The organism is Marisediminitalea alba, from assembly GCF_002993365.1.
In the GTDB taxonomy this organism is placed as follows: Bacteria; Pseudomonadota; Gammaproteobacteria; order Enterobacterales; family Alteromonadaceae; genus Alteromonas; species Alteromonas alba.
In genome coordinates this window covers 63988-85891 of the sequence record NZ_PVNP01000082.1, presented here as the reverse complement: position 1 = coordinate 85891, position 21904 = coordinate 63988, and the positions used below count along the sequence as shown (strand labels likewise).

The 21904-nt window shown below is 48.3% G+C and carries 23 protein-coding genes; 6 read left to right on the top strand and 17 right to left on the bottom strand.

From position 1 onward, the window contains the following. Positions 1-241 precede the first annotated feature (241 nt). The 12 genes from ndk to trmJ form a co-directional block, all read right to left on the bottom strand. Positions 242-673, bottom strand: coding sequence for a nucleoside-diphosphate kinase (gene ndk / locus C6Y40_RS09445; protein ID WP_073323091.1), 432 nt, complete (start codon positions 671-673; stop codon positions 242-244). A 122-nt stretch (positions 674-795) separates the two neighbouring features. After that, positions 796-1209 (bottom strand): SufE family protein, encoded by a 414-nt coding sequence (locus C6Y40_RS09440; RefSeq protein ID WP_105934391.1) that lies wholly within the window; start codon positions 1207-1209, stop codon positions 796-798. 14 nt (positions 1210-1223) lie between these two features. Then, on the bottom strand, positions 1224-1757 hold the full coding sequence (gene sufT, locus C6Y40_RS09435; protein ID WP_105934390.1) for a putative Fe-S cluster assembly protein SufT: 534 nt from the start codon (positions 1755-1757) through the stop codon (positions 1224-1226). An 8-nt stretch (positions 1758-1765) separates the two neighbouring features. Continuing rightward, a complete protein-coding gene (locus C6Y40_RS09430) occupies positions 1766-2122 on the bottom strand; it encodes a HesB/IscA family protein (protein ID WP_105934389.1) in 357 nt (118 codons plus the stop codon). An 11-nt stretch (positions 2123-2133) separates the two neighbouring features. After that, entirely contained in the window at positions 2134-3351 is a 1218-nt protein-coding gene (locus C6Y40_RS09425) for an aminotransferase class V-fold PLP-dependent enzyme (RefSeq protein WP_105934388.1), read from the bottom strand. Then, the gene (gene sufD, locus C6Y40_RS09420; RefSeq protein WP_105934387.1) at positions 3348-4610 is read right to left on the bottom strand and encodes a Fe-S cluster assembly protein SufD; all 1263 of its coding nucleotides are present in this window, start codon (positions 4608-4610) and stop codon (positions 3348-3350) included. Before sufD ends, C6Y40_RS09425 begins: the two co-directional genes overlap by 4 nt. Continuing rightward, positions 4607-5368: a Fe-S cluster assembly ATPase SufC gene (gene sufC, locus C6Y40_RS09415; RefSeq protein WP_105934386.1), complete on the bottom strand. Its 762-nt coding sequence runs from the start codon at positions 5366-5368 to the stop codon at positions 4607-4609. The genes sufD and sufC overlap by 4 nt, the downstream gene beginning before the upstream one ends. Positions 5369-5376: 8 nt before the next feature. Next, the gene (sufB, locus tag C6Y40_RS09410; protein ID WP_105934385.1) at positions 5377-6813 is read right to left on the bottom strand and encodes a Fe-S cluster assembly protein SufB; all 1437 of its coding nucleotides are present in this window, start codon (positions 6811-6813) and stop codon (positions 5377-5379) included. 314 nt (positions 6814-7127) lie between these two features. Then, positions 7128-8294: an IscS subfamily cysteine desulfurase gene (locus C6Y40_RS09405; protein ID WP_105934384.1), complete on the bottom strand. Its 1167-nt coding sequence runs from the start codon at positions 8292-8294 to the stop codon at positions 7128-7130. A gap of 9 nt (positions 8295-8303) precedes the next feature. Continuing rightward, positions 8304-8783: a Fe-S cluster assembly transcriptional regulator IscR gene (iscR, locus tag C6Y40_RS09400; RefSeq protein WP_105934383.1), complete on the bottom strand. Its 480-nt coding sequence runs from the start codon at positions 8781-8783 to the stop codon at positions 8304-8306. 132 nt (positions 8784-8915) lie between these two features. After that, positions 8916-9734 (bottom strand): serine O-acetyltransferase, encoded by an 819-nt coding sequence (cysE, locus tag C6Y40_RS09395; RefSeq protein WP_105934382.1) that lies wholly within the window; start codon positions 9732-9734, stop codon positions 8916-8918. 2 nt (positions 9735-9736) lie between these two features. Continuing rightward, positions 9737-10453 carry a tRNA (cytosine(32)/uridine(32)-2'-O)-methyltransferase TrmJ gene (gene trmJ / locus C6Y40_RS09390; protein WP_105934395.1) on the bottom strand — a complete coding sequence of 239 codons (717 nt, stop codon included), beginning with the start codon at positions 10451-10453 and terminating at the stop codon, positions 9737-9739. Positions 10454-10616: 163 nt separating this feature from the next. On the opposite strand from trmJ, the gene suhB reads away from it, so the two are divergent. Next, positions 10617-11393, top strand: a complete 777-nt coding sequence (suhB, locus tag C6Y40_RS09385; RefSeq protein WP_105934381.1) for an inositol-1-monophosphatase — start codon at positions 10617-10619, stop codon at positions 11391-11393. 68 nt (positions 11394-11461) lie between these two features. Here the strand turns inward: suhB and galU are convergent, their stop codons facing one another. The 5 genes from galU to wecA all read right to left on the bottom strand — a co-directional run bounded on the left by galU (position 11462) and on the right by wecA (position 16703). Then, positions 11462-12355, bottom strand: a complete 894-nt coding sequence (gene galU, locus C6Y40_RS09380; protein ID WP_105934380.1) for a UTP--glucose-1-phosphate uridylyltransferase GalU — start codon at positions 12353-12355, stop codon at positions 11462-11464. After that, a complete protein-coding gene (locus C6Y40_RS09375) occupies positions 12352-13698 on the bottom strand; it encodes a UDP-glucose dehydrogenase family protein (RefSeq protein ID WP_105934379.1) in 1347 nt (448 codons plus the stop codon). Before C6Y40_RS09375 ends, galU begins: the two co-directional genes overlap by 4 nt. A gap of 106 nt (positions 13699-13804) precedes the next feature. Further along, positions 13805-14671 (bottom strand): glycosyltransferase family 2 protein, encoded by an 867-nt coding sequence (locus tag C6Y40_RS09370; RefSeq protein WP_105934378.1) that lies wholly within the window; start codon positions 14669-14671, stop codon positions 13805-13807. Further along, positions 14668-15555 (bottom strand): glycosyltransferase, encoded by an 888-nt coding sequence (locus C6Y40_RS09365; RefSeq protein ID WP_105934377.1) that lies wholly within the window; start codon positions 15553-15555, stop codon positions 14668-14670. The genes C6Y40_RS09370 and C6Y40_RS09365 overlap by 4 nt, the downstream gene beginning before the upstream one ends. 74 nt (positions 15556-15629) lie before the next feature. Then, the gene (wecA, locus tag C6Y40_RS09360) at positions 15630-16703 is read right to left on the bottom strand and encodes a UDP-N-acetylglucosamine--undecaprenyl-phosphate N-acetylglucosaminephosphotransferase (protein ID WP_105934376.1); all 1074 of its coding nucleotides are present in this window, start codon (positions 16701-16703) and stop codon (positions 15630-15632) included. A 410-nt stretch (positions 16704-17113) separates the two neighbouring features. Between wecA and C6Y40_RS09355 the strand changes: the two genes are divergently transcribed. The 5 genes from C6Y40_RS09355 to C6Y40_RS09335 are packed head-to-tail and all read left to right on the top strand — an operon-like array spanning position 17114 to position 21821. After that, positions 17114-17431 (top strand): hypothetical protein, encoded by a 318-nt coding sequence (locus tag C6Y40_RS09355; protein WP_146129534.1) that lies wholly within the window; start codon positions 17114-17116, stop codon positions 17429-17431. A 15-nt stretch (positions 17432-17446) separates the two neighbouring features. Further along, positions 17447-19252, top strand: coding sequence for a polysaccharide biosynthesis/export family protein (locus C6Y40_RS09350; RefSeq protein ID WP_105934374.1), 1806 nt, complete (start codon positions 17447-17449; stop codon positions 19250-19252). Further along, a complete protein-coding gene (locus tag C6Y40_RS09345; protein ID WP_105934373.1) occupies positions 19252-20046 on the top strand; it encodes an ABC transporter permease in 795 nt (264 codons plus the stop codon). Before C6Y40_RS09350 ends, C6Y40_RS09345 begins: the two co-directional genes overlap by 1 nt. Beyond that, positions 20043-20693: an ABC transporter ATP-binding protein gene (locus C6Y40_RS09340; protein WP_105934372.1), complete on the top strand. Its 651-nt coding sequence runs from the start codon at positions 20043-20045 to the stop codon at positions 20691-20693. The genes C6Y40_RS09345 and C6Y40_RS09340 overlap by 4 nt, the downstream gene beginning before the upstream one ends. Before the next feature lie 12 nt (positions 20694-20705). Beyond that, complete coding sequence (locus tag C6Y40_RS09335; protein ID WP_105934371.1) at positions 20706-21821, top strand: KpsE/RkpR family capsule polysaccharide export protein; 1116 nt, start codon at positions 20706-20708, stop codon at positions 21819-21821. Positions 21822-21904 lie beyond the last annotated feature (83 nt).

Below are 21904 nucleotides of genomic sequence, written 5' to 3'. Positions count from 1 at the left end.
AAACCGCTTCCTGTTCGTCAGGCCAGCATTTTGCCTTCGGCTTCCTTCAGATTTCACCTCGCGGTGAACACCCTTGCCGTTCGGCTAACACTTCCCCTTGCCGGGTGTGCAGAGGACTTTCACCTCCAAGTCATCAACTCACCACCACAGTGAGTTAAACGGTGTCGAAACACCACGCGCCATGCCCGGCGCACGACAGAAAAGGGAGCCGAAGCTCCCTTTGTCACGCATCAGGCTAAGCTTAGCGAGTGCGTGGACAGATTTCTTCTTCTGAGAAGAAATACGCAATTTCACGCGCTGCAGATTCTGGTGCATCTGAACCGTGAACCGCATTCTCATCGATGGATACAGCGTAATCAGCACGCAATGTGCCGGCAGCTGCTTCAGCCGGGTTAGTAGCCCCCATGATTTCACGGTTTTTAACCACAGCGTTTTCGCCTTCCAGCACCTGAACCATTACCGGACCAGACGTCATGAAGTCTACCAGGGCGCCAAAGAAAGGACGCTCTTTGTGTTCAGCATAAAAGCCTTCAGCTTGCTCTTTGCTCATATGAACCATTTTAGAAGCAACGATGCGCAGACCAGCAGATTCGAAGCGGTTATAGATTGCACCGATTACGTTCTTTGCAACGGCATCAGGCTTAATAATTGAAAACGTACGCTCAAGAGCCATTTTCTGTCTCCGGGTTTAATTGTAAAATTTTGGTCGCGAATTATAGGCAATCTTTCTGCCCGTGCCTAGGGGGTAACGGGCAAATATCAAAAAATCTTCATAAAGGCGGCGATAAAGGCGGGCTATCCGCCGTGTTGGGCGGCTAAATGTTGGATTTTACCCACGATGGCACGTAAGCCGTTGCCCCGTGTAGGCGTAATATGACGTTCCAGATCGAGCGCTTCGAAGTACGCATCAATGTCAAAGGCGGTAATTTCGGCCGGCGTTTTATCGTTGTATGCCGCCATCACCAGTGCCAGCAGACCGTGAACAATCACCGCATCACTGTCGACTTCGAAGTGGAGTTTATCCCCGTCCATTGAGGTCATCAGCCACACGCTGCTCTGGCAGCCTTTGACTAACCGCTCAGGGGTTTTCTGAGCATCATCAAGGCGCGGTAACGCTTTACCCAAATCAATGATGTACTGGTACTTTTGTTCCCAATCATCAAAGAATTCCAAATCTTCAACGATTTCCTGACTAGATGGTAACTGCATGATTTACTCTCGAATTAAAAAAACAGGCCGGCTTCGAGCTGGGCTTCTTCACTCATTTTATCCCGCGACCAGGGCGGATCAAACACCAGTTCTACTTTGACATTCTCAACAAATGGCACCAGTCCCACGCGGTATTCCACATCGCCAACCAGCACCGGGCCCATACCGCAACCCGGTGCGGTGAGGGTCATGTCGATAGTGACCTGCTGAGTATCCTGATTAATGTCGACGTTGTAGATCAGGCCGAGTGATACCAGATTAATCGGAATTTCCGGATCGTAGATGGTTTCCAGCGCGTCCCAGACCTGCTGCTTATCGATATTGCCATCGGCCGGCGCGATAAAATCCAGGGCTTGGGGTTTACGACCAATGGCATCGGCGTCGGTACCGTCGATACGCAACATATTTCCTTGCCACGTGACGGTGTAGTTACCACCTAAGTCCTGAGTGATATTAACAAATTCACCATCAGGAATGATCACTGTCTCGCCGGAAGGCACTTTGCGCGACTTCACTTCACGTTCAGTCACTACCATTTTTTGCTTCATAGGTACTCTTATCCGACGTTAAAGCTTTCGCCGCAACCGCATTCATCTACAACATTAGGGTTGTAGTATTTAATCACGCCGTTTACGCCTTCCATCACATAGTCGATTTCGGTGTTCTGTAACAATGATACGGCGTCTTTGGCAATGGCGACAGTTAGCTTATCGGACACGTTAAGCACCTCGTCACCTTCAACCGAGGCATCGGCAAAATCGAGCACATAAGCATAGCCGGTACAGCCACTGACTTTAGTCGATAAACGAATAATCTTGCCCGGCTGATTTTTAAGTTTGCCCTCAAAGTGCTTAATCGCACCCGGAGTGAGGGTAACAACGTCTTTACTGGGTACAAAAGTTTCTACTGACATGGTTATCTCTCCTAGCCCAACATGGTTTGAGCTTTGCGTAAGCCCGCAAAGAATGCAGAGACTTCTTCCAGCGTGTTATACAACGAGAAAGAAGCGCGGGCAGTGCCATTAATTCCGAGGCGATGCATCAGTGGTTGTGCGCAGTTATCGCCGGTACGGATAGCTATGCCCTGACGATCCAGAATAAAGCCAATATCGGCCGGGTGTGCATTGTCCATCACAAAACTGAGGATACCGATTTTGTTTGGTGCCGTGCCAATTAAGCGCATGCCCTGAACATCTGCGGCTTGTGCCATGGCAGAATCAATGAGTGCTTTTTCGTGAGCCTGGACGGCAGCAATATCCAATTGGCTGAACCACTCAAGCGCGGTGCCCAGGCCAATAGCGCCAGCAATGTTTGGCGTACCGGCTTCGAGGCGGTTAGGCAATGCGCCCCAGGTGGCACTCTGATAGGTCACATCGGCAATCATTTCGCCACCGGTTAACCATACCGGCCAGTTTTCCAGCACGTCTTGTTTGCCCCACAGCACGCCAATGCCGGTTGGGCCAAATACTTTGTGACCAGAAAACGCGTAAAAATCACAGCCCAGTGTCTGCACATCTACGTCACCATGAGCAATCCCCTGAGCGCCGTCAACCAGCACTAATGCGCCGTAGGCCTTGGCCATTGCAGTGAGTTCTTTAACCGGGTTAACGGTACCTAGTGCATTGGATACATGCGGGAACGCCACCATGCGTGTATTCGGCCCCAGCGACGCCTTGAAAGTTTCAAGGTCAAGCTCCCCGTTATCAAAAATCGGCGCAACACGCAGCGTGGCTCCGCTTTGCAAACAAGCTTGTTGCCAGGTAACCAGGTTGGCGTGGTGTTCCATTTCGGTTACCACCACTTCGTCACCGGCTTCAAGCTGCTGGGCGAGGCCCTTTGCAACCAGGTTAATGCCTTCGGTAGTACCGCTGGTCCAGATAACTTCGTTACGGTTTGCCGCATTAATGAAACGAGCTACCTGATCACGAGCTTTTTCGTAACGGCGGGTCGCTTCGTCAGATAACTGATGAGCGCCACGGTGCACGTTGGCATTACACTGGGTATAAAAATCCACCAGTGAGTCAATCACGACCTGAGGTTTTTGCGTGGTGGCACCATTATCCAGATACACCAACGGTTTACCGTCTACCGTTTGCGATAAAATAGGGAACTCAGCACGAACTGCCGCTACATCAAAACTCATTTAACCTCCATGCCCACAAAGCGGTCATGTAACTGAGTTAACAACCAGCCAGCGATATCTTGGTTGGGGATCTGATTGATCAGTTCCTGAATAAAGCCAAAGTTGAGCATGATTAACGCCTGACTGCGACTGATGCCGCGAGTGAGCAGGTAATACAATGCTGTATCATCAATCTCTGCCACAGTGGCACCGTGGGCGCATTTAACGTCATCGGCATAAATTTCCAGTTCAGGCTTGGTATTTATTACCGCCCGACGTGACAATAACAGGTTACGGTTATTCAGTTCCGCCAAGGTTTTCTGCGCGTCACGATGAATATGAATGCGGCCGTTGAATACTGCTTTAGCGCGGTCGCCAACGATACCCCGTGCATTTTCCTCGGTAGTACAGTTTGGTACGGCATGCTCAATGGTGGTATGCAAGTCAAACAGCTCGCCTTCGGCCAGCAAATAAATCGCATTGATATTCGCGTTGGCAAATTCGCCAGTGTAGATAACATCCACATCAAGCCGCGATAGCTGACTACCATAGCCAATTAATGTGCTGTTGAGCTGCGCTTTTTCCGCCACTTTAAAATGACAGCCGCCAACGTGCATGGCTTGCTGAGTGAACATAGCAAAACGATAATGCTCCAAATGGGCTTCGCTGTGCAGGATATATTCGCTAAAAGCCGTGTTTACGCCACTGGCATCGCCATAGCCGTCTTCAAGTACAGTGGCTCGCGCACCGGCTTCGACCTGCATCAGTACCCGCAGATGTTGATCGCCTTCGTTACTGGCCAGCTGTGAAATACGAATCGGCGTATCGATAGTTTTGCCGGCAGCAACTTTAATGTACAGACCATCGGCCAGCAATGCGTCATTAACCTGACCAAACAAATGCCTGGCAGGTTTTACGTCTGACAACAGGCTTTCGATTTCCTGTTGTTGCTCAGCGGTAGCTGATGAAAAACGGGCAATTTCCAAGCCTTCCGGTAAAGACAGTGCGTTCACGTCGGTGAGCAATTCATTGCCACTAAACACTATCTCAATGGCGCTTAACTCGCCTATTTTCGGCGCGCTAAATTCGGAATTCCCAGGCTTAGCCAGTGACACGCTGCGTTTTTCTACCGGGATAAGCGGCGTAAAACGCCAGTCTTCCACTTTGCGTAGCGGCCAGCGGACTTTTTCCAGTTCAGCCAGCGCCGCCTGACGATGAGGAGCCAGCCAGTCGTGATGTGTTTGCGCCGAGGCGATTACTTCAGACAGCCATTGGCTCATGCATCGGCCTCCTCATAGGCTTTACCTAAAAAGGCATAACCTGATTTTTCAACTTCCAGCGCCAGAGACGCATCGCCACTTTTAACAATCTTGCCGTCAGCCAGAATATGGACAAAATCCGGCTTGATGTAATCAAGCAAACGCTGATAGTGAGTCACAACAATAAAGCTGCGCTGCCCGTCACGCTGGCTGTTTACACCATCAGCCACCACTTGCAGGGCGTCAACGTCGAGGCCCGAGTCAGACTCGTCAAGAATACACAGCGACGGCTCAAGCAGGATCATCTGCATGATCTCGTTACGCTTTTTCTCACCGCCAGAGAAACCTTCGTTAACACCACGTTTTAAGAAATCCAGTGGCAGATTCACCTGTTTACAGGCCGCCTTGGCTTTCTTTAAAAACTCAGCTGCGGTCAGTGGCTCTTCACCACGGTGCTCGCGCAGGGCGTTAACCGATTCTTTTAAGAATTCCATGTTGCTAACGCCAGGGATCTCAACCGGATACTGAAAGGCCAGGAATAACCCCTCGCGGGCACGCTCTTCCACGTCCAGATCCAGTAAATCTTTACCATTTAGCGTGGCGGCGCCTTCGTTGACTTCGTAGCCTTCACGGCCAGACAACACATAGCCAAGGGTGCTTTTACCGGCGCCGTTAGGCCCCATGATGGCATGAACTTCACCAGGCTTAACGTCCAGATTCAGCCCTTTGATAATGGTTTTATCTTCAACACTGGCGTGTAAATTATCGATAGATAACATTAAATTCTTTACCCCACAGAACCTTCTAAACTAATTTCGAGTAACTTGCCGGCTTCCACCGCAAATTCCATTGGTAATTCTTTAAAGACTTCCTTACAGAAGCCATTGACGATCATGGATACCGCTTTCTCAGCGTCCAGGCCCCGTTGCTGAGCCAGGAATAACTGTTCGTCGCTCACTTTAGATGTAGTGGCTTCGTGCTCAACAATGGCAGACGGATTGCGGCTTTCAATATACGGGAACGTATGCGCGCCACACTGATCGCCAATTAGCAGCGAATCACACTGCGTAAAATTACGGGCGCCATCTGATTTCGGCCCCATTTGTACCAGACCGCGGTAGGCGTTATTACTTTTGCCTGCCGAGATCCCTTTTGAAATAATGGTTGAGCGGGTGTTTTTCCCCAGATGAATCATCTTGGTGCCGGTGTCCGCCTGCTGGCGTCCACGGGTTAAGGCAACTGAGTAGAATTCACCAACACTGTTATCCCCTTTCAGCACGCAACTCGGATATTTCCAGGTAACGGCTGAGCCGGTTTCTACCTGGGTCCAGCTGATTTTTGCGTCGTTATGGCAAATACCGCGCTTGGTCACAAAGTTATAAATACCGCCCTTGCCGTTTTCATCCCCGGGGTACCAGTTTTGTACCGTTGAGTATTTGATGTTGGCTTTATCCAGCGCAACCAGCTCTACAACGGCTGCGTGTAACTGGTTTTCATCACGTTGTGGTGCCGTACACCCTTCCAGATAGCTTACATGGCTGCCTTCGTCAGCAACAATCAGTGTACGTTCAAACTGACCGGTGTTTTGCTCGTTGATGCGGAAATACGTAGACAGCTCCATTGGGCAACGCACGCCCTTAGGGATATACACAAACGAGCCATCGGTAAATACGGCACTGTTCAGCGCCGCGAAGTAGTTATCGGTACGAGGAACCACAGAGCCGATGTACTTTTTAACCAGCTCAGGATATTTCTGGATAGCTTCCGAAATCGGGCAGAATATAACGCCCGCTTCGTGCAGCTTTTCGCGGAAAGTTGTCACTACTGATACCGAGTCAAATACCGCATCAACGGCAACACCAGCCAGCATTTCCTGCTCGTGCAGCGGAATGCCCAGCTTGTTATACACATCCAGTAGTTCCGGGTCGACTTCGTCGAGGGACTTTGGTTTGTCCTTCATACTCTTAGGTGATGAGTAGTACGAAATGGCCTGATAATCCACTTTGGGATAATCGACATGAGCCCAGTCCGGCTCTTCCATTTCCAGCCATGAATGATAGGCTTTCAGGCGCCATTCGAGCATCCATTCCGGCTCATTTTTCATGGCTGATATACGGCGGATAATGGATTCGTCCAGACCATTTTCGAAGGTATCAGACTCGATTTCAGAATAGAAACCCGCCTCGTATTGTTTCGATAGCGCCTGTTCGATTTGCTCGCTCATTGACTCATCTCACTGTTATTGAACATTTCGCCGCGATAATCACCCTGTAGTATCTTCACTACAGCTGTTCAGCGTTTTCGCTGTCACCGCGACATGGATGCCACATTATATAATACCCGAGTATTTCACTCAACTATTCACCCGGGGCGTTTCTGCTCTCTATCAAACCGAATCTCATGACAGTCTGGTATGGCAACGTGGCGCTTTGTATGCACTGAAATCTGGGGGCCGCAATCTTGCCTGAATATTGGTTTAACTGCAATCTTAGCGGCTCCGACTTAGGTCTGAATAAAGCACTGTGACAGGCGGCTGTGTTAACCTGCCTGTCTGACCTCGCGTAATGTTTTTACTGTTTCTATTACTCTCTGCGCGGCAAAACGGATGTCTTCTTCACTGGTAAAACGACCAGCAGAAAAGCGTAAACCCGCGTGGGCTAATTCTGCACTGCGGCCCAGCGCCGTTAACACATAAGAAGGTTCCATACTCGCCGAGGTACAGGCCGAACCGGTAGAGATAGCAAGATCATGCAGTCCCATCACCAGACTTTCACCGTCTACCCCACCAAAACTGATATTGATAATGCCAGGCACGCGTTGGGTGAGGTGACCGTTCAGATACACATTGTCAAGGCAGCTAACCTCCTCCCACAACAACTCGGTATAGCTGCGCAGCCTGGAAGCTTCTTTATTCAGAGATTGCCCGGCAAGCTCACAGGCCTCACCGAAGCCAACTATCTGATGGGTCGGTAGCGTTCCCGAGCGCATGCCCCGCTCATGACCACCGCCATGGATTTGAGCGGCAATTTGAACCTTAGGTCGGCGGCGAACATACAACGCGCCAATTCCTTTCGGGCCATAACACTTATGTGCAGAGAAAGACATTAAATCCACAGGCAGGGCTGTCAGGTCGATAGGCAACTTACCCAGACTCTGCGCGGCATCAACATGAAAATACACTTGATGCTCGCGACATAACTCACCAATAGCCGCAATATCCTGAATAACGCCGGATTCGTTATTTACGTGCATCACCGAGACCAGCACGGTGTCATCGCCTATCGCCTCAGCCACTTGCTCGACCGATATTAATCCATGGGCATCGGGCGCTAGTAGCGTAACTCTGACGCCTTGCCCGGCAAGAAACTCAACCGTATCGAGTACTGCTTTGTGCTCAGTGGTTACGGTAATAACGTGCTTTTGTTGTTTATCCGCGGCGTCGACCACACCTTTAATGGCCAGATTATCCGACTCGGTGGCGCCGGAGGTAAAGACAATTTCGCGGGGATCGCAATTAACCAAATCGGCAACTTGATTGCGCGCCACATCAACTGCTTCTTCAGCTACCCAGCCAAAACGGTGTGAGCGCGAAGCCGGGTTGCCAAAATTGCCTTCCATCGTAAGGCAGGCAGCCATTTGCGCTGCAACCTCAGGATCTACCGGCGTGGTAGAGGCATAATCTAAATAAACGGGAGTACGCGTCATGACCTGTCTTTATAACTGAAAACTGACCTGAATTTTACCGTCAACCGGCATGTTGTGCTTGTCCTGACGACCAGCGACTTCTTGCACATCGCCTTTAGCCATCAATTCTCCAAGGCTTATGCCATCAAGAAAGTGGCTGATGCGATCGCTCAGGTCCTGCCACAGGCTATGGGTAAGACAACGCTCACCGGCCTGACAATCTCCCTGCCCCTGACAGCGCGTAGCATCTACTGATTCATCTACCGCTCTGATCACCTCACCAATAGCGATAAGCTCGGCTTCCCGGCCCAGTTGGTAACCGCCACCCGGTCCGCGCACACTCAATACCAGATTCTCTTTGCGTAAACGCGAAAAAAGCTGCTCTAAGTAAGACAAGGATATTTCCTGCCTGGCAGAAATATCAGCCAGCGATACCGGCCCCTGCTTGGAATGGAGTGCCACGTCTAACATTGCCGTTACAGCGTAGCGGCCTTTTGAAGTCAGTTTCATAACCAAATACGGATAGTGAACAATAGCAAAATTGTTCCATACCTGAGTAAATTGGTCAAGTATAAAACCCTACTATTTACTCAAGTATTATGCCGCACACCGGTACGTCCCGGAGCCAATTTCGTCAGGTACTCAGATCTGCGGATCGAATTCGTCATGATTCGCCTGTTTCGAATTAGGCACAACAGGGGAGATACCGGTGCTGGCGAAGTCTTCTGCGGTCATTGCACTAAGGCGCTCCTTGGATACCTCGCCGCCCATGCCCTGAATAACCTGACACAGCTCTTCGATGCGACCGTCCATAGCGTGGATATGTTCCACCATAATGCCCATGGCATTCGCCACGGGATCAGGATTGTCAGAAGCCACCGCGTAAGCATCAAAGCCGTACTTTTTGGCAATGGCATTACGCTTCTCCTTACCGGTGTCGGTCTCCTTGGCGGGCTGCAGTATATGCCCTGGAATACCCAGCACGGTGGTCCCGGGCGGTGCATCTTTTACTACCACAGAGTTACTGCCAATCTTCGCCCCTTCACCAATGGTGATAGGGCCTAAAACCTTGGCACCCGCACCAACCACAACGTTCTTTTCCAGAGTTGGGTGGCGTTTACCGGCACTCCAGGTAGTACCGCCAAGGGTAACGCCATGGTAAAGGGTAACATCATCACCAATATCAGCCGTTTCCCCAATCACCACGCCCATGCCGTGGTCAATAAAGAAGCGCCGACCGATGGTTGCGCCCGGGTGGATTTCAATGCCAGTCAGCCAACGGCTGAACGTTGATAGTGAGCGGGCCAGCCATTTCAATTCCAGCCGCCAGAGCTTATTGCTTACCCGGTGTAACCAAACCGCGTGCAACCCGGGGTAGTTGGTAAGCACTTCAAAAGCGTTTCGCGCCGCCGGATCGCGGTGGAAGACCGCTCTGATATCTTCTTTCATTCGGCTGAACATGGCTATTTCTCTGCTGATTTATCCACTGATGCCAGAATTCCGCGTAAAATATTCAGTTCCTGAGACTCAGGGCGGGCCCGGTTAAATAAGCGGCGCAGGCGGGTCATTACAATGCCCGGGTGATTTTCATTAATAAAACTGACTTTTTTTAACGTTGATTCCAGGTGCACATAAAAACGCTCTAAGTCGTCGTTTAACGGATACTCAGTTTCTTCGGTTGGAATGGCTTCTTTATTTAAGAATGCCATGCGTATTTCATAACACAGGGTTTGTACCGCAGCCGCGAGGTTTAACGAGCTGTAGTCGGGATTAGCCGGAATGCATACATGAAAATGGCATTGCTGAAGCTCTTCATTGGTCAGTCCATTGTTTTCACGACCAAACACCAGTGCCACCGGATAGTTATCAACCTCTTTGATCAGCTTTTCGCCACAACTACGAGGCTCCAGCATGGGCCAGCTTAAGGTTCTTGAGCGGGCCGAAGTCCCCACAACCAGACCACAGCCCGCCACCGCTTCTTCCAGTTTATTCACGATTTTAGCATTCGCTAATACGTCGCCGGCACCGGCCGCCAGTGCACTGGCTTTGCCATCAGGCGGGCTAACCGGATCCACCAGATACAGGTTACTTAAGCCCATGGTTTTCATCGCCCGGGCGGTAGAACCGATGTTGCCGGTATGTGACGTATTTACTAATACAATTCTGATATTTTCTAACATGCTTAAAACAGTACGGCTGTAAATGGCGCAGAGTGTAGCATACCGCTTACACATTCTCACCGCTTAGCTGCTTATTTCCTCTGTGCTGGCATTGCATTGTGAAGTGGAACTGGTACACTCCGCGGCGTTTATTTTTTGATCTTTTACAATTGGTGGTTTTGTTATGCATCCGATGCTGAACATTGCGGTGCGCGCTGCGCGCGTGGCTGGCTCTCTTATTGTCCGCGGTTTCGAAAATCGTGACGACCTGGTAAAACAGGTAAAGGGCGCAAACGATTATGTTACCCAAATCGATAAAGAAGCCGAGATGGCAATTATTCACAAAATTAAGCAGTCGTACCCCGAGCATAGTTTCTTAGGTGAGGAAAGCGGCGAAACGGCAGGCGATAACGCTGAATTCCAGTGGATCATTGATCCCCTTGACGGCACCACCAATTTTATAAAAGGCATTCCTCATTTTGCCGTTTCGATTGCGCTACTGCATAAAGGTCGTCTCGATCAGGGCGTAGTTTTCGATCCTATCCGTGGTGAGTTGTTCACTGCCTCTCGTGGCCAGGGCGCCCAGTTAAATGGTTATCGCATTCGTGCCAGCAAGGCCCGTGATTTATCTGAAACCGTTTTAGCTACCGGGTTACCGTTTAGGAACAAAACCCAGTATGCGGACTACGCCATTCGTTTAAATAAAATTTTCCATGACTGTGGTGACATTCGTCGTGCCGGTAGTGCAGCGCTGGACTTAGCCTACGTTGCAGCAGGCCGACATGACGGTTATTGGGAACGCGGCATTAAACCTTGGGATATTGCAGCCGGTGAACTGTTGGTTCGTGAAGCCGGTGGCCTGGTAACCGATTTCAGCGGGAATAACGACCCACTTTATAAAGGTGAGATCGTTGCCGGTAGCGTAAAAGTCGTTCAAGGTTTGGTGAAACACTTAAAATAAGCCAATACATACCTAAATAAGAAAAAGGCCACTTCAATGAAGTGGCCTTTTTAATTTAGTGAATATCACTAGCCGTTCAGCGAGGCCAGGTACTCTTTGAAGTCTTCGCCCAGGCTCGGATGGCGCAGCGCATATTCAACATTGGCTTTCATGTAGCCCAGTTTACTACCGCAGTCATGACTCTTACCTTTCATGTAGTAAGCATCAACCTGCTCAACTTTCATCAGTGAAGTGATGGCATCTGTTAACTGGATTTCACCACCAGCTCCCGGCGGTGTGTATTCAAGCAATGGCCAGATTTCATGTGACAACACGTAACGACCTACAACGGCCAGATCAGATGGCGCTTCTTCCAGTGGCGGCTTTTCAACCATGTCATGGATCTTGGCAGATTCACCAGGCTTAATGCTCGCGCCTTCTAAGTCAACAATACCAAACTTAGAAATGTTCTCTTGTGGTACCTGCTCTACCATAACCTGGCTCACCCGGCTGGTATTGAAGCGCGCGACCATGTCTGCCAGATTATCTTTTTTCAGGTTACTGGCGTAATCGTCAATGATCACATCCGGCAAAACTACCGCGAATGGTGCATCACCCACCATAGGATGCGCACACATGATTGCGTGACCCAAACCTTTAGCAGCGCCCTGACGAACGTGCATAATCGTTACGTCTTTCGGGCAAATAGCCTGTACTTCTTCGAGTAACTGACGCTTAACCCGCTGTTCCAGCGTGGTTTCAAGTTCGAAAGAGGTATCAAAGTGGTTTTCGATGCTGTTCTTACTCGCGTGAGTAACCAGAATAATTTCTTTTAACCCCGCCTGCACACACTCGTTAACCACGTATTGGATTAATGGTTTATCGACAACCGGCAGCATTTCCTTTGGAATCGCCTTGGTTGCTGGCAGCATACGCGTACCTAGGCCGGCAACAGGAATAACCGCTTTTTTTACCTGACTCATAGTTTATGTCCTTTTATTGATAGTCCTCGACCAATGGCGTAGTAATGCAATCCGTATTCCGACATGATTTTCGGATCATATAAATTCCGGCCATCGAAAATTAACGGAATGCTCAGTTTTTCTTTAATCAGATCAAAATCCGGTGCCCGGAATGACTGCCACTCAGTACAAATCACCAGGAAATCCGCACTATCAAGAGCAGCTTCTTTCGTGCCAGTTAATTTAAGGTCCGGGCGGCTGCCATAGATACGCTGGGTTTCTTCCATTGCTTCAGGATCGTAGGCCTGAACCGTAGCGCCTTGTTCCCATAACAGCTCCATCAGCACTCGGCTGGAAGCTTCACGCATATCATCGGTATTTGGCTTGAACGACAGGCCCCATAATGCAATAGTCTTGCCTTTCAGGTCACCATCGAAATGGCCAGAGATGTATTCGAACAGTTTTTCTTTTTGGGTGTAGTTAACCGCTTCCACTGATTCCAGGACTTTCGCCTGGTAGCCCACCTGATTTGCACTACGAATGAGCGCCTGCACATCTTTGGGGAAACATGAGCCACCATAACCACAGCCCGGGTAGATGAACTGATAACCTATTCTGGGATCAGAACCGATACCACGACGTACGTTCTCAATATCGGCGCCAAAACGCTCTGCCAGGTTGGCCATCTCATTCATAAAGCTGATTTTAGTGGCCAGCATACAGTTGGCAGCATATTTGGTCAGCTCTGCTGAGCGAATGTCCATCACGATGACTTTGTCATGGTTACGGTTAAACGGTGCATAGAGTTCGCGCAGCTTCTTTTCGGCTGTCTCACTTTGAGTGCCGATGATAATTCGGTCTGGCCGCATACAATCGTTGACCGCTGCGCCTTCTTTTAAAAACTCAGGGTTAGATACCACATCGAAAGTTACCGCTTTCCCTAAAGATTCCAGCGTCTCGCTAACCTTTGCACTCACTCTGTCGGCAGTGCCAACCGGGACAGTAGATTTGTTGATGATGATCTTATGGTTTTGCATATAAGTCGCTACTGTTTCCGCTACTGCCAACACGTACTTCAGATCGGCTGAACCATCTTCATCCGGCGGTGTACCCACTGCGATAAAAATCAGCTCTCCATGTTCGATACCCATCTTGGCATCGGTAGTAAAGTCTACCCGGCCACCTTCATAGTTGCTGGTGACCAGCGGCGTTAAGCCCGGCTCATAAATGGGGATAAGGCCTTTTTTCAGGTTATCAACCTTGACCTGATCCACATCCACACAAACTACGTCGTGGCCCACTTCAGCTAACACTGCTGCCTGCACGAGGCCTACATAGCCAATTCCAAAGACTGTTACCTTCACTTGTTCCCTTCCTTCTAAAACTTAGCAGTGCCTGGGTTAATCAGGCATATCTAATAATACAACTCAATCATTAAAGCATCATGACGTTACAGGCTCAACAGAAAACTTATTGGTCAGCCCTGTAACGGCCCGCACGCTTTCGCAAGCCATCTGTAAGGCCCTGCCGCATGTAGCGCCGGCGTTCCTTGCTTTGCTCCAGACACCAACCATTAATTACCCACCTGACTGGCAGGGCTACACAATTTCTGACTTTCCAGTAGAGGGGCACATATGAGCGACGAAGTAGAATGAGGATATTGCGGTATTGATAGTAAAGCCTGACAGGGCTCCCTACTTTAAACGTCATCCCCAACACGCGCTTACGGGACTCACCTTGTTTATGGCGTAATAAGACTTGTGTATCGCTAATAATCCGAAAACCCTTACGGCTGGCCCGCCAACACCATTCATGATCCACGCCATCTATGAATAATGCATCTTCCATCAAACCAACATCAGAGAGCACTGCCAGCGGAATAATCTTCCCCGATGCGATAATTTGCCTGCTATGCAGAAAACCATGTTCATCGGGTACAGCGCGCTGCACCTTTGCCCGCACAACTTGCCCATCAAACTCACTGACGATTGTCGGGCCATAAGCGGCAAGGTCAGGATAACGAGACTGTGCCTCAATAACCCGCTGCTTTGCCGTTTGAAGTAGATGTTCGGTAAGGTGACTGTCCTGATCAAGCAACATGGCATAATCACGCCCCTGTTGTCTGGCTAATAGCAACCCGATATTCTGCGCGTGGGCAATGCCAGCATTTTCAGGACAATGCCTGAACTCAACGGAAGATGATAACCAGCTCTTATGGCTTTGCGGGGAATTATCCACCACAACGACCTGCCAGCCGTTGTTCTCCAGCAACCTGATGTTGTTGAGCAGAATAGGACGCTCAGGATAAAAGAGAATGATAATAGCCGAGAATTTCAATGCTTTATTATTTTTTCAAGTAGATGCCTGTCGAGCTTGTAAGCCATTTTGACAACCCCTGATGGCATCATGCGCAGACCTAATACCATGCAGGCATAAACAAGGTTATAAGGTGTCAGGCGTTTAAGCCAGCGCATCGCCCGAAAGCGGGCCCGAAATTCATTTAATGATTTTATCAGCCCGCGGCGTTTATAAAAATCATTTACCCGCCGAAAACGCAGCAACTTATCTTTTAAATTACAAAAAATGTAGCCGGCCGCGGCGAGTTCAATCCAGAGGAAATAATCCTGGGTGTTTTGCAGTGCATCGTCATAACGATAGCCGTCGGTAAACACTTTGTAGCGAATACATACTGTAGGGTGATTAATGGTACAACGGCGCGGTAACAGACGGGTGATTTGTCGATTGGTCTGTGGCATCACCCGCGACCCTACCTGATTATTTTGCTCATTAATTTCAATCAGGCCGGTACCTAAAATGGCAACGTGTGCATGTTTGGTCAGGTAGGTTATCTGCTTTTCTAATCGATTAAATTCAGAGATGTCATCAGCATCCATACGAAAAAAGTACTGCGGCTTTAACGACAAGGACCAGTCGATAGCGAAGTTCATACAGGTTGCCAATCCTCTGTTGGCGCTACCTTCAATGATCACCAGACGCTCATCGTTATCAGCATGCTGCATGATGACAGCCAGTAATTCCGGCGAAATATGCCCGTCGATAACAATGACATAAAGAAAATCGCTATAGCTTTGCTGACGAATGCTACCAATTGCCTGATCCACCCAATCCGCGCAATCCTTTTCGTAAACGGCCATAGCAACAATGGCGGGGATTTCATGCACCCGGTAGTTGCTATGTTTAATTGAAAAGTTGGGGGTCAAGGTATAATCCGACTATCGACAGTAGCGCGAAGTGTACCGGATTTTACAACAAATATGCACCACTGTGATGCAATTTATGCAGGTAGAAGGCGCTTTACCGCCCGGAAAAACCGTATGATTTTCCAGATATTCATAATTGCCGCACTGTAAATGACTAACAGCACCATAAATCCCCAGAACATGATGTATGCCGGAACCTGGTACACCTCACCGAGGATACCAATAAGACAATATCCCGCGCCCATCAGAAGGATGGCGACCAGTGAACGGCGAGAACTAAAGCCTGCCCGCATGAAAATATTATGCAGGTGCTTACGATCCGGTTTTAGCACTGACTGACCTTTTCTGGCTCGTCTGAACATAATGGCTGCCATATCCATTAGCGGCAGACCGATTAGCCAAACACCCGTAATCGGGCGTAGTGACGCACCAGGCCCCTGGGTATGATCAACCAGCAGCCACACTATGGTAAGGCCGACAAACATACTGCCGGCATCACCCATAAATATCTTATTCCCCTTGAAACCTTTGAGGCTAAGGTTAAATGCCAGAAACGGCACTATGGCAGCAATGATAACCAACGGTTCCATAATGGCGGCGCCGTTATCTGACAGCAATAGCAAACTGACAACACTCAACAGTACTACAAGACTCATACCGCCTGCCAGACCATCGATACCATCAATCATGTTGATGGCGTTAATGACCCCTACAACACAAACCAGGGTGAAGAAATAGCCAGACAAACCAAGGTAAACTGAACCAAAGCCGAAGATATCGCCAAGGGATGTAATGTAATTTTGCGCACTCCACGCCATAATCGAGGCGACGCCAAACTGACAAACCAAACGACCTTTAGCACTCAGATCAAATCGATCATCAAGCATACCGAGCAAAACAATAAAGGCGGACGCGGTAAAAAACAGCGGATTATTTTTCATCCACACGTCAGTTAGCACGCTGGCTACCAGTACTGCAACAAAAATAGCTACACCGCCCGTCAATGGCACTATACCATTGTGACGTTTTCTGTATGACGGCTGATCAACAAGCCCAAACTGATGGGCCAGGGGTGTCATCACCACCAGCAAAATCAATGCTACAAAAAATGCTGTAAATAACGGAATAAACTGCAGATAGTCCATCATGCCTTACTTTTCTCCACAGAATCCTTACCCACCTGTGTTCTCACGCCCACACTACAAACAGGAAAATCCATTTACTTACAAACTCCGTTGAGAATATCGCCGAACCTATATATGGCTACACCAGCCACCTGAGGCTTCGTGGAGAGGTCACTATAATCACCCGATATAATAGTAAACATTAGTATAACTGACTACCCCCCCAATTAAATTTAAATTTAAACGCACGTTTTTTACACAGTCGGTGTTATTTCTGTTCAGCGTTTACCCAGGCTGTTAATCAGTGCATGCCTTTTTGCTCGGTTATGTTATGCTACGACCACTTTTTTAAATGGACGCATTACTGTCAGGCAATGAGAAGACAAGTTATTTTATCCGCTCTACTTTTCAGCACTATGACAATGCTGGGATGTGTGTCACAACCTCAGAGTGTCAAGGCCAATCTGCCGCTGGTTAATCCAAGCTTTACGCATAACCTTAGCGATACTGGCACCGGTTTACAGGAAAGTGAAGCAAAAGCTATTCCAGAGTTAAACATCAATGCCAATGAGGCTATTGTGATAGATGGAAATAGCTACGCAGTTTCTGATAGTTATATCTCTGCCATGGGTAATCAATGTTATCGGCTAAAACGTCAGGGACGTTCAGGATCAACGGAAGTTCGTCCTATCTGTAACAATCAAACGCACTGGCTGCTATACCCGGCGTTGGTTTTTAGTAACACCCTATAAAGGTTTAATTCGCTTATGCGTATCTCTATCTGGTTAACGCTTACGGCTTTATCGCTATCTGCTTTCAGTAGCGTCCAGGCACAAACAGCTGAGCAAATTCAACAAATTCAACAGCAACTAAGTCAACGAGGGGCCGATAATTCAGCAGCGGCCAACACCGGCAATGCAGGCGTTAGCCCGGTGCAGTTGTCTGCATCCCCTACCTTGCAAGGCAACAGTCAGACTGGTACCCGGCCAAGCTCCGGCCAGTATAGTACACAGCCCCGCAATGGTCTGGTATTACCAGGCGAGCCGACTATGGATATGGTTTTTCCTCTGCAGGAAGCCATGGAGAATCCGCCGTTCGCTGCAAACCTGTTTGTCGGTGGCTTTGAGTCAGAACGCACAAACTCGGTGAACCCCAATTATCTGGTTGCCCCCGGCGACCAAATTTCAATTTGGCTTTGGGGTGCTGTCGATTATTCCGATGTTGCAACCGTCGATAGTCAGGGCAATATTTTTATTCCCAATATTGGCCCGGTTAATCTGCTTAACGTGCCGTCCAGCCAGGTCAATGCCACAGTTACCAGAAGCATCAAACAGGTCTATACCAATGATGTAAATGTTTATGTCAACTTACTGACGGCAACGCCGGTATCTGTTTATGTCTCGGGGCCAGTATTAAGGCCAGGCCAATATGCCGGCCAGGCAACCGATAGCCCGCTATATTTCCTCAAACGTGCCGGCGGCGTTGATTTTCTGCGCGGCAGCTTCCGTAGTATCGATATTTTACGCGCCGGCGAAGTCATTCACTCAATTGATTTATATAACTTTGTTACCGAAGGCGAATTACCAGCGATTTCGTTTCAGGATAAAGACGTCATTCTGGTTCGCCCTATCGGCCCAACTATCACCGTCAGCGAAGGCGCTAGAAACAGCTTCACCTTTGAGTTGAAACCCTCTGACTTAACCGGCGAGGCGCTGGTCGATTACGCCAAACCTGGTGACTTTATCAGCCACGTATCGGTCAGCGGCCTTCGTGACGGCGCACAATTTGCCCGCTATGCCCCACTAACTGATTTTAAACAATTCAGTTTGCATCCTGGCGATCATGTCGAATTCAAAAACGACTATGAAATACAAATTTATCCGATTAATGTAGCTGGCAGTTTCCGCGGCGCCTCAAGGGTCATGGTATCCAAAGGTGCGAGATTGCATCAGGTTCTTAGCAATATTGCGATCGATCCGAACCTGGCAGACTTTAAGAATGTGTATTTGTTACGTGAAAGTGTCGCTGATCAACAACAGTTGATTATCAATCAGGCGTTGGATCGTCTCGAGCGGAGCATTTACACCGCGCCGGTACGCTCTACCGGTGAAGGCTCGATTCGGGTTCAGGAAGCACAGCTGGTAACCGACTTTATCGCCAGAGCCAGGCAGGTAAAGCCCCTCGGTAAAGTCATTATTGCCGAAAACGATAACGTGGCCGACATTCTGCTGGAAGAGAATGACACCATTGTCATTCCAACCAAAACGGATTTGGTCCACGTTGGTGGTGAAGTATTAATGCCTCAGTCGGTAGTCTTTAATCCGGACGCAGAACTTTCCGATTACGTTGCCTGGGCGGGAGGCTTTAGCGAGAGAGCTAATGATGCCCGAATTCTGGTTATCCGGGCCAACGGCATGGTCGATTTCTATGATGTTGATGATAACTCAGATGTGGCAGCAGGCGATCAGGTGATCGTTTTACCTAGGGTTGATGCCAAAACATTGCAGGCAGTCAAAGATATCACTCAGATCATTTACCAGATTGCTGTGGCGGCCAACGTAGCACTCAACTAATGTCAGATATTGTAAGCGTCTCATTTCGCTCTCAACTCAAAGTATGGAAAAGTGTTTGTTTTGCACTTTTCCTGCGAGAGCTTAGGTCCCAGTTTAGCGACAGGCTAGGCTTAGCCTGGGGTTTTCTCGAGCCCTTTGCTTTCATATTTGGTTTATCTTACGTAAGAAGCCTAGTCCGTGAAGGAGATGCTCACGGCATACCTATATTCATATTTATGTTGATTGGTATGGTTGCTATCCAATCGTTTCTGCAACCTTTTACAAAAGTCGCCAGTGCATTTAGCAAGAATAAGCCACTATATGCTTTCAGGCAGGTTCAGCCAATATCAGCGCTGTTGGTGTCAGCATTTGTTGAATATACAATAAAAGTTATAGTTATTGTGCTGGCTATGCTAACTATTTACCTACTTGGGGTAACCTTCCCAGTTCATGATCCCTTACTGCTGTTTTTGTTGTTTCATCTCCTCTGGATTATGACAATAAGTATGAGTTGCATATTGGGCATCGCTTCTTCATATCTACCCGAAGTCAAAAAGATCGTAGGCGTATTCACCCGACCTTTATTTTTTATCTCCTGCGTATTTTTTAGCTTGCAGGATATCCCTGTTGAATATTGGCATTGGTTTACCTGGAATCCACTAGTTCATTTTGTTGAACTTGGCCGTTATGCTTGTTTTGAGTCTTATGGCGATCGCGGCGTCAGCCTCCAATACGCATTTCAATTTACTTTGATTGTGTTTTTCTTTGCTGTTTCGTTGTATCACCTGACCTGGAAAGGCTTGTTATCACGATGACTATCCGTTTAATTAACCTGACTAAGTCTTATCCAAGCCGTTTGGGACCCCAATACATATTCAGAAACCTCAATTTCGACTTCCCGACTGAGAATAATGTTGCCATTCTGGGAAAAAATGGCGCTGGTAAGTCGACCTTATTTCGCATGCTGGCCAAGAGTGAATATCCAGATAAGGGGCAGATTTATACCAATAAATCCATGTCCTGGCCGGTAGCATTGGCAACCGGGGTACATCCGCAAATGACCGGAAGGGAAAACACACGTTTTATTGGCCGTATTAATGATGTGAAAGACTTATCCGTCTATGAAGAAGCCGTGCAGGATTTTGCTGAAATTGGTAAACGGTTTGACTTACCGGTTAAAACCTATTCTTCTGGTATGCGTGCCCGCCTGGTATTTGCCTGTTGCGTGAATATTCATTTCGATATCTACCTTATAGATGAAGCAACCTCAGTCGGTGATCCTAAATTTCGCCGCAAAGCGAGGGAAGCTTTAGAAGTTAAAGCCAAAGAAGCGGGACTGATTATGGTCAGTCACGAAATGGATCAAATACGTGAGTTTTGCACCTCAGCAATCATCATTGAAGACGGCCAACTTAATTACTACGGTGACCTTGAAGAAGGTATCGCAGCCTACATGGAATAAACGAGCAGAAACATGAAACAAGTGCTAGATAATATTACCGCTCAAATTAAAAAGCGCCCTGTACTTTTGGTGGTTATCCCTTGGCTGATTTACGCAGTTTATCTGACGTTTATTGCTGCACCCAAATATGAGAGCACCAGTCAGCTAGTGGTTAAATCTGCCGATGGCGCTAATAGTTTTGACCCTTCTTCGATGCTAATGAGCAGCGTCACCGGAGTAGCCAGTACCAATGACAGTCAATTGGTTGTTGCCTTCGTACAATCTGCCGACATGCTCCACTACCTCGATAAAACGATAGGCTTACGTGAGCACTATATTTCTTCAGAAGGAGACTTTATTAGTAGGCTCTCCTCGAATCACAGCGAAGAGGATTTTATCGAATATTACCTTGCCAACACCGAAGTAATAATTGATTCAAACACCAGCGTGATTGAGCTCTCGGCCAGAGCATATGACCCTGCTTATGCACAGTTGATTAGTCAGACCATAGTTAAGCGTGCAGAACAGTTCATCAACGAGATTAGTAACAACCTGGCTAAGTCACGGCTGGCTTTTGCACAAAGCGAACACGATATTGTTGAAGAGAAATTACAAAATGCCAAACTTGCTCTAATCGATTTTCAAACAAAATATAACGTGTTGGACCCAAATGCTGAAGGTCTTGCCATTCAAAATATTGCGTTTTCTTTGGAAGCCACAATGGCCCAAAAGGAAGCCGAGCTGAACACCTTAAAAAGAATCATGTCTGACTCTGCGCCGGAGATAATCTCTCTGAAACGTCAAATCAGAGCACTGGAAGAGCAAATTAGCAGTCAGAAAACCAAAATCAGTGATGCCCTAAACGGTGATGAAAAACTATCGATTAACCAGCTAATGGCGCAGTATTCTAATTTACAGGTGCAAGCCGAGCTTGCCATGCAAGCATATGGCTCATCTCTGATGACTCTGGAAAATGCACGTGTCGATACTTACCAACAAATTCAGCATCTGGTCACCATCGAATCACCAACGCTACCCGATGAGGCCGCCTACCCTAAAACAGTTTATAACCTGGTTTTGTTTGGCGTTATGCTCATAATGGCTTTCATCGCGGGCCGCATTATTATTGCCACTATCAAAGAATTGTAAGTCAAACGCTACAATAAGATGATAACCGATTTCCCGCCACGAGCAGTGCTTTAACTAAGGTAGCTTGTGTCGGGAATCATCCT